Origin of the sequence: Bacillus sp. J33 (assembly GCF_000518885.1) — a bacterium.
In the GTDB taxonomy this organism is placed as follows: Bacteria; Bacillota; Bacilli; order Bacillales; family Cytobacillaceae; genus Cytobacillus.
Window position 1 is genome coordinate 1 of sequence record NZ_JAEL01000153.1, and the last position, 9,047, is coordinate 9,047.

Consider the following 9,047-nt stretch of genomic DNA (forward strand, 5'->3'; position numbering starts at 1 on the left):
GTTTCACAGTATTATTAAAAAAGAATTGATCTACCAGAAAAAATATAGGACAAGAGCAGAGGCAACAAAGGAAGTTTTTGAGTATATCACTTGTTTTTACAATCCAGAGAGGATTCATTCAACCATTGGATACCAATCACCGATGGAGTTTGAAAAAGCTTACTACTCAAAAATGAAAGTCGCCTAATTTAACCTTTTCCTGGACAAATNATGATGTAACGCAAGTTAGATCATCATTTGTCCAGGTTACCAAGCGATAGCGCGGTAGGAAGAAAGTAAGAAAGTGCCCAATTTAATTTGTCCGTTTTCTTGACGTAGTATCACTTTTGATATGTTTAAGCTACTTTCCGGCCAAAAAAAGGAGTATTGATACATTTTATCGGCCAAACTTTTTAGTTTATCGGCCAAACCCAATTAGTAAAGCATTCTCTCTTCAATTGCCTGGCCCCATGTCAAATCGTCCAGGCTTTTGAACGTATAGCCCCGCTTTTTCAAATCCTGAATGGCTTTTTCCAATGCATCGGCATTGTCCTTTGAAACGGTATGAAGAAGCAGGATGCAGCCAGGATGAATCTGGCGCATAATGTTGTCATAAGCGTATTGCCAGCCTTTTTGCCGGTCCGTATTCCAGTCAACAAAAGCCAGTGACCAAAATACATGGGTATAGCCTTCTTTTTTCGCGAGAGCCAATGTCCGTTCGCTGAAAATTCCGCGGGGCGGGCGCAAATAAGCCATATGCTTTACCCCCGTCAGCCTTTCTGTTTCTGCACGAACCATTTCAAGCTCTTTAACAAACTTTTCATCACTCACTCTCGTCATATCCGGATGGTGCCATGAATGGTTACCGATAATATGCCCTTCTTCCGCCATTCTCTTCACCAGGTCTGGTGCACTTTTCAAATAATGCCCGGTTACAAAAAAGGCGGCAGGAACATTTTCCTTTTTCAAAATGTCTAAGATTTGTCCGGTATAGCCGTTTTCGTATCCGTTATCGAAAGTTAAATATATATCCTTTTTGCTTGTATCACCTTTATAATATGAACCATGTCTTTCAAGCAATGCATCAAGCGGTTTGCCCGCTTCAGCAGGCACCTCGTCTTTTGCTTTTTTAAACCCCCAATGAAGCGGGGAGTTGCCATAGTTCGCATAGGCTGTTCCAGAAAAAAACAGGAAAAAAGCACTCAGGACGATGGATAGTTTTTTCATCTGAGCTCCTCCAATATTTTTTTCTTAGTGTTTGTGAAAGGGATAAAAACATTCGCAGGCCATGTTGGCAATAAATTGCACAAAAAAGAGAGACCTGTTACAGTCTCTCTTGCAAAGTTATTAGAATACTCGCTCTTTGAATTGAGCCAATTTTTCAAGCGATGATTTATCTACGTCTTTATGAAGGCTGTTTCCGTGCGAGTCCATTGTGACAACCGCTGTAAAGCCTTCAACCTTTAAGTGCCACATCGCTTCAGGAATTCCAAATTCCATAAGGTCGACGCCTTCCACAGACTTGATGCAGTCTGCATAGTATTGGGCTGCACCGCCGATTGCGTTTAGGTAAACTCCGCCATGCTCCTGAAGGGCTGCCAATGTCTTCGGGCCCATTCCGCCTTTTCCGATTACAGCGCGGATGCCGAATTTCTTCATGATATCGCCCTGGTAAGGCTCCTCACGAATACTTGTAGTTGGACCAGCCGCCTTTACATGCCACTTGCCTTCCTCGTCTTTCATCATAACCGGGCCACAGTGGTAAATAACCTGCCCGTTAAGATCAATTGGAGCATCATGTTCCATTAGGTGGTGGTGGATGGCATCACGGCCCGTATACATCATGCCGTTGATTTGTACCACATCTCCTACCTTCAGGCTGCGAATCTGTTCTTCAGTAATCGGGGCCTGCAATGTAACGATATTTGTTTTTTCTTCTGCCTCAACTGCTGCAGCTGTTTCCAGTTCGGCTTCAGTTGCACTAAAGTCAACATGCTCGCCTTCCTGGTACATCCATTCATTGATCTCGCCTGTTTCCATGTTAATAGAAACTCCAAGGCGGCGGAACGCCCAGCAATTATAGGCAACAGAAACGAAAAAGCTTGCAGGAATGCGGTTCATCACTCCAACTTTACAGCCTAAAAGCGTTGTTTCCCCGCCAAAGCCCATTGTGCCGATTCCAAGCTCATTGGCATTTTTCATCACATAGTCCTCTAGCTTGCGCAGATCCTCATTGGGATTCACATCATCTACAGAGCGGAAAAGCTGCTCTTTAGCCAGGTCATAGCCTGAAGACCGGTCTCCGCCTATGCCGACGCCGATGAAGCCGGCACTGCAGCCTTGTCCTTGCGCCTGATAAACTGAGTGCATGATGCATTTGCGGATGCCATCAAGGTCACGGCCAGCGCGGCCAAGCCCTTCTAGCTCGCAAGGAAGGCTATACTGTATATTTTTATTTTCACAGCCGCCGCCTTTTAAAATCAGGCGGGCGTCAATGTAATCTTTTTCCCATTGTTCAAATTTAATAACAGGCGTTCCAAAACCAAGGTTATCTCCGCTGTTTGCGCCAGTCAAGGAATCAACTGAGTTCGGGCGAAGCTTACCGTCCTTAGTTGCCTGTGCGATAGCATTTTTAATCGCTTCCTTCATAACTAGCTGGTTTGCTCCAACAGGTGTTTTAATTTTGAATGTTGGCAGACCTGTATCCTGGCAAATTGGAGACACATTATCATCAGCCATTTTAATATTATTTGTAATCGTTGCTAAGCTCATTGCAGCTCTTGTGCCAGCGCTCTCTCTTTCCTTGGCCGCTTTGATTGCACGGCGGACGTCGCGCGGAAGATTCGTGGATGTTTCAACAATCAGCTGATACATGCTTTCCTGAAACTTGTCGATATTCATTGCTTTAGTCCCCTTCCCTTTGCTCCCATTTAGCTCTTATCTATTATGAAAATTACAATTATTTATCGTCTACCATTATACTCCTATCCGAAAAGTATTTAAAGACCCCACCTTGCAATCGTTTACAGGATTAAAGGGGGAATTTCGAAAAACGAAAAAAACAAGCAGAGAAAAAGGATCTTCCATTAGGAGGAATATCAGACATCATTAAAAAAGAGCCCGTAAAGGCTCTTTTACTTATCGCGGTTATTGAATTCACGGCATTTAGATTCGAGATCATCAATCATTTCGATTAAACGGTCGATGTCTTCGAGTTCTGTATCTTCCGGCTCAATTGCTTCCAGTACATCCAGGAACATATTTAAGCGCTGTTTTAAAAAAGTTACTTGTGAATTCTTATCATGAATCGGACTGCCCAAAACGTTCTCTCCTTTCGTCTCGATTACATCCTACATGAAATTCGGTCTTTCGGCAAATGCGTATTCGTACTTAATATACCCACCTTTTGGAATACAGGTATCCTTTTTTAAGGAATAAAGAAAAAGAGCAGCATCAGCTGGAAATCAACAAAGTGTAAGCCAATTAAAAAGCTGATGCCAAAAAGGCATCAGCTTTTTAATTGGTCTTCCTTTATGCCGGCTGCTTTTCCTTCACGGCTGGAGTCAGCGGCTCCATATAAGCGGCCATTCTCTCGATCTATTTGAATTGCCTGTACATTGCCGATTCGGCTAGGCTCATCTCCAAATTCAAATCCCATAGACTCCATTTCTCCTTTGGCCTCCATGTCTATTCCAGATTCCCATTCAATTAGCGGGCCTGTGCTGGCAAAAATCCGAGGCTCTTCAATTGCTTCTTTTAAGTTCATCTCATGGTCAATCAAATTCACAATCGTTTGGAAAACGGAACCGATGATCGTCGGTCCTCCAGGAGACCCTAAAGTAAGCACCGGTTTATCATCCTTAAATAAAAAGGTTGGACTTTTACAGCTAACCGGCCTTTTATCAGGCTGTGGTTCGTTAATTCCGCCCGGATTGGCATCAAAATCGGTCAGCTCATTATTAAGCATAAATCCATACCCTTTTACCATAATGCCGGATCCAAACGGATGCTCAACCGTGGAAGTGCATGCGGCAATATTTCCCCATTGGTCGATAACAGTGAAATGAGTTGTCTCGCTTTTTTCAGCATCACCAGGCTGGCGAATAACTTGATTAGGCTTTCCATCCTGATATTTCCATGGGTTTCCGAAATCTATGGCATCATTCCGCCTTTCAAAATTAATTGCTTTTGCTCTCTCAGCGATATAATCATCATGAAGCAGCCCTTCAATTGGAAGGCTGGAAAATTCAGGGTCTCCTGAATAAGCAATCTTATCAGCAAATGCCAATCTCATTGCTTCAGTGATCAGGTAGTACTTCTCCCATGATCTAGCATCATATTGGCTTAAATCAAATTTCTCAAGGATCTTGAGAATCTGAATGACAGTCAGGCCTCCTGCGCTTGGAGGGGCAGATGAAGCTATTTTATAACCTTTGTATTCTCCCCAAATCGGCTCATCAATTGTCAGGCGGTAGTTTTTCAAATCTTCAAGCGTCATAAACCCGCCCTCTTCCTTCAGATTTGAAACAATGGCCTTTGCAATTTCTCCTTCGTAAAATGCAGAAATTCCTTTTTTTTGCAATATGCGGAACGTTTTGGCCAGATCCTCCTTTACAAGTTTGTCCCCTTCTTTAAGGGACTTGCCTTCGGGATAATAAAAGGCCTTTGCTTCGTCCCCTAATCTGTAATGGAAATTTTGCAGTGCTTCCTCCAGTACCCAATTGACTTTAATGCCGCTCTCAGCAGCTTCAATGGCCGGCTGAATTAAGTCAGCTAACGGCTTTGACCCGTAATCGTTTAACGCTGTGTCCATTGCTTTCAGAATCCCGGGTATACCGACAGCTGTCCCATGGGTAGAGCGTTTGCGAAAGTCAATTATCTCCCCATTATCATCCAGAAACATTTTCGGATGAACACCCTTAGGGGCTCTTGTGTGGCCATCATATATCTTTACATCTTTCTTTTCATTATCATATACCATTAAAAATCCGCTTCCGCCTATACCTGTCATCATTGGCTCTACTACGTTTAAAGCAAATTGGATGGCTGCCGCTGCATCGACTGCATTGCCGCCTTCCTTTAGTATCTTTTCGCCAATATCGGTTGCGTCTGAATGCGGACTTACGACCATTCCAGTTGTCCCTACAGCAGTCTCTCTTTCATATGACTGCTTTTCCATATCCTTTGATAATGATTTCCCTCGTCTGTAACCCATAACAGTAACCTCCAAAGATTGTCCTTTATCTATAGTTATGGGATACCCCCCTCTTCTATTTATGAAACAACCATCATTAGGAAGAGGATCTAATTCGAAGGCTCGGTTAAATTTTCTATTGATTCACGAACAGGACTCGCTTATCCGCCCGCGGTCTTACGCTCCTTGGCGATCAGGGCCTTCCTATGAATCGTATTTCCCTGGATTTTGAATAAACATAACTAGAAGGAATGGTTTTACACCTTCTTATTCGACCTGAAGAGTACCTAAGCCTAAAAAATCCCCTGCCTGATCTAGACAGAGGATTTTCAGATTACACTTATAGGTTTTTGCTGTGCTTCTGAGCCTCAGGGCTATAGCTTACAGCACTTTCTTCACGCTCAACTGGATAAGCTGTATCTGTGCTGTTCATTGAACTTGTTGTCTGGAAGCCAGAAGGTGATCCAGAGTTCGAGTTTGAATTAGAGCTTCCACTGTTTTCAACAGGGTTTTCCATTAACTCTGATCCTGCTTCCTTCACTTTTGATCCAATATCAGCCAATTCACTTTTTGCTTCCTTGGCTGTAGACATAGCTTCGTTTGACACTTCTTTGACCATATCCATGTTGCCAAAAACATCTTCGTTTACACGCTGATATAAATTTTGAGCATCCTTAATAGCATCTTTTAATGTATTTGACGCGTTTTTAAATTGATTAATCATATTTTCCTTTACGTCACCTGGGTTTTCTTTCACTTCGGAAATTAGGTTAGCTGAAGAATCCTTTAAATCCAGCGCTTTGGTTTTCACTTTTGTTCTTGTCTTTGTATCAAGCATTGCTAATGCTCCTCCGATGATTCCGCCAAGAACAATTCCTTTCATCAGCTTGCTGTTCTGTCCGTTGCTTGTGTTCAAATCCTGCCCATAATTCGAATCCGCTGCGTTCATATCTTGTCCATAATTTGATCTGAGGGCAGTTGCTGTGTTAGTTGTATTAAAAGTATTATTCTGTTCCATATTGGATCCTCCTCTTGGAATTGATTTAGATGATGGCTTGTTATGGTTTTAATTCCCGCACAAAAGATAAATAAACTTACCAAACCCATTTTTAGTCCAATCTATCGGTTGACAATGGAGAATAAAGGCTAAATAATGACTAGGGACTTAGTTTAAAAGGAGAATAATATGATTACTGAACTTTTACCCATAACACCGAAACATGATCCATGGGAAGCTTATCTGGACATAGATCAGCATGGGAAAATGCTTTTATCCAATATCGAATTTACGACCACCGTTTTATGCAATATGCGCTGCGAGCATTGTGCAGTAGGCTATACCTTGCAGCCAAAGGATCCAGACGGTTTGCCTATTGAACTTTTGCTGCAAAGGCTGGAGGAGATTCCACATTTGCGGTCATTGAGCATAACAGGCGGTGAACCGATGCTGTCCAAAAAGTCGGTTGAAAAATATGTAGTCCCTTTGCTTCGCTACGCCCGCAGCAGGGGTGTCAGGACTCAAATCAATTCGAATTTAACATTGGAATTAAAGCGTTATGAAGAAATTGTCCCCTATTTGGATGTTCTGCATATTTCACATAACTGGGGAACCGAAGAGGACTTTATTGAAGGCGGATTTGCCATGATGGAGCGAAAACCCACTATTGAACAGCGGCAACAGCTTTTTAAGCGCATGATTGAGAATAGCAGGGAACTTGTAAAGGCTGGAGTCATGGTATCTGCTGAAACAATGCTTAATAAAAGAACACTTCCCCATCTTGAAAATATCCATAAACAAATAACGGAAGAAATGAAGTGCCAGCGTCATGAAGTACATCCAATGTATCCCTCAGATTTTGCTTCTTCATTGGAAACACTTTCCCTTGAGGAGATGAGATCTGCTATCCATCATCTGCTGGATATAAGAGATGAAGAAACATGGATGCTGTTTGGGACCCTTCCATTCTACGCATGCAGCAGCAAAGAAGAGGATTTGAAGCTCTTAAAAAGACTGCGCTCGTCAAAAAATGTAACGGTCAGGAATGATCCTGATGGCCGTTCACGATTAAATGTAAATATCTTTACAGGTGATGTGATTGTTACTGACTTTGGCGATACACCGCCGCTTGGAAATGTTAAGACCGATCAGCTAGAAGATGTTTATCAAAAGTGGTCTAAATCCAAGCTGGCTGATTCGTTGAATTGCCATTGTGCAGAGGTAAGGTGCCTCGGACCAAATGTGCTTGTAAAAAGCAGCTACTACAAAGATACTGATTTTAAGAAATTAAGCTCTAATATATAAAAAGAAAAGCCAGTCTGAAAAAGGACTGGCTTTTCTCGTTAAAATAGGCGCGCCTTTCGCTTTTTATCTTGGCCGTTCTGATACTACAAATCCAAATGTGACATGATCCTGAATCGGAATCCATGCTCCTATTCCTTGTGAAGTCACATTTTTAATCACAATCATCCTTTTGTTCCCTTTTAACATCAAATAAACTTCCCCATATGTTACTTTCCCCTTTTCGTTAATGGCAGGGGCATAGCCATATAGATACCCTAATCGCTTCGGAGGAATATTATAAATATGATCTTTTTTCGTGCCTGCACCAATGATCGTTTCAAAAGCAAGCGGGAGGCCCGACTTTTCCATAGCTTTTAGAAGCATCATTTTTTTTACATCTTCCGCATTTGGAACTTTAGCCGTTAACCCCCCGCGGACAACTTTTTGTGCTTCCTGCACATAGTGGATCTGGTATGGAGCTTTTCCGCCGCGATTATCGAAATAATTTGTGTTAATCTTTTGATATTCCCAGTTCGGTGCGGTTTCCGATGACTCATAATTAAGCGGCCACTGCCCCAGATAAACGATTGCCCGGTAGCCGATTGCAAACGGAGTGCTGCTGACTGAAGTTTCATTAAGCATCCGGATTAAATCGGGATTTTCAATTTTAACCTTAGAGGAGTCAATCAGCTGCTGCGCCAATTCGCTCGGCTGAAGGGTAGGCATATCCTGGGTTGGATTTGGGTAAGTATTTTCTTTCGTAACATTCAGCACTGAATTTGGGACAGTAATTGATTTTTGCGGCTGTTTCGCAGGTTTCTCAGCCCCTTTTTGCGCCCCCGCAGCCGGATGGAATGACAGCATTAAAATAAGACCTAAAAAAAGAATGCTAATATATTTTTTCATGGTGTCTTACTCCTTTCAACTCACAGTCTTTTTAGGTTTGATACTAGTTTTTTCGGAGGAATGGGATATTATCCATCTCCTGAAAAATAAGACGGTTATTATGGGGCTGGCAATTTTTTTATTTGTAATGATTTTGTAAATATCAGAATATTTACAAATATCAAATAATTAGTTATAATTAACTTACTCTCAAAAAAAGGAGGGCAGATGAAGGAAACCACTTTATCGCAAAAGGAGGATCAATCCAGTTTTTAGTCATCAGGAAGTTAGGTTAAATGATCAAAACTCAACATGAAGGTTGGTGATCAATGCCTGAAAGCGAGCTGAGTAAAAATCCTCTAAAAACATATACCCTTATGAAAAATGTACTGATATGAACGAAACTGTCAATGCTCCCTACACAAATTGATTTTGGTTTCAGTTTATGGGTAACTCTAAGAAGAGAAGCGTTTTTCGGCTTCTTTGCTTATTAGTTGGGGTTCAGTCTTTTTCAAGGCTAAGGAATCTCCTTCTCAGCTTACTGACTCCTCCTCAATCTCCAAATTGGCTGTCAAGTGATTTCCTTGACAGGTAATTTGGAGATTGAGATACTTTTTAAAGCTGAGAATGAATAAATTTCTCCTTTCATTTTGATATAAAAAGTTAAGCACACGGCACGAAGGCAAAAATCTCAACTGCGGTTAGCAC

General features: G+C 41.9%; 8 protein-coding genes. 2 read left to right on the plus strand and 6 right to left on the minus strand.

Translation table 11 applies throughout. The features are described from left to right. On the plus strand, positions 1-187 hold a 187-nt coding region (locus tag L634_RS31935; RefSeq protein WP_034263353.1), incomplete at its 5' end, for an IS3 family transposase. 227 nt (positions 188-414) lie between these two features. On the opposite strand, the gene pdaA is transcribed toward L634_RS31935, so the two are convergent. From pdaA to L634_RS0127355, 5 genes are all read right to left on the minus strand, one after another. Beyond that, positions 415-1,206, minus strand: coding sequence for a delta-lactam-biosynthetic de-N-acetylase (gene pdaA, locus L634_RS0127335; RefSeq protein ID WP_026585137.1), 792 nt, complete (start codon positions 1,204-1,206; stop codon positions 415-417). Positions 1,207-1,326: 120 nt separating this feature from the next. Beyond that, positions 1,327-2,880, minus strand: coding sequence for a fumarate hydratase (locus L634_RS0127340; RefSeq protein WP_026585138.1), 1,554 nt, complete (start codon positions 2,878-2,880; stop codon positions 1,327-1,329). A 233-nt stretch (positions 2,881-3,113) separates the two neighbouring features. Further along, a complete protein-coding gene (locus L634_RS0127345; RefSeq protein ID WP_026585139.1) occupies positions 3,114-3,299 on the minus strand; it encodes an SE1561 family protein in 186 nt (61 codons plus the stop codon). 188 nt (positions 3,300-3,487) lie between these two features. Then, positions 3,488-5,194: a gamma-glutamyltransferase gene (gene ggt / locus L634_RS0127350; RefSeq protein ID WP_026585140.1), complete on the minus strand. Its 1,707-nt coding sequence runs from the start codon at positions 5,192-5,194 to the stop codon at positions 3,488-3,490. A 319-nt stretch (positions 5,195-5,513) separates the two neighbouring features. Beyond that, positions 5,514-6,191: a hypothetical protein gene (locus L634_RS0127355; RefSeq protein ID WP_026585141.1), complete on the minus strand. Its 678-nt coding sequence runs from the start codon at positions 6,189-6,191 to the stop codon at positions 5,514-5,516. 168 nt (positions 6,192-6,359) lie between these two features. Between L634_RS0127355 and yfkAB the strand changes: the two genes are divergently transcribed. After that, positions 6,360-7,475 (plus strand): radical SAM/CxCxxxxC motif protein YfkAB, encoded by a 1,116-nt coding sequence (yfkAB, locus tag L634_RS0127360; protein ID WP_026585142.1) that lies wholly within the window; start codon positions 6,360-6,362, stop codon positions 7,473-7,475. 63 nt (positions 7,476-7,538) lie between these two features. On the opposite strand, the gene L634_RS0127365 is transcribed toward yfkAB, so the two are convergent. Then, positions 7,539-8,360 carry a YfkD famly protein gene (locus tag L634_RS0127365; protein ID WP_026585143.1) on the minus strand — a complete coding sequence of 274 codons (822 nt, stop codon included), beginning with the start codon at positions 8,358-8,360 and terminating at the stop codon, positions 7,539-7,541. Between the last annotated feature and the right edge of the window lie 687 nt (positions 8,361-9,047).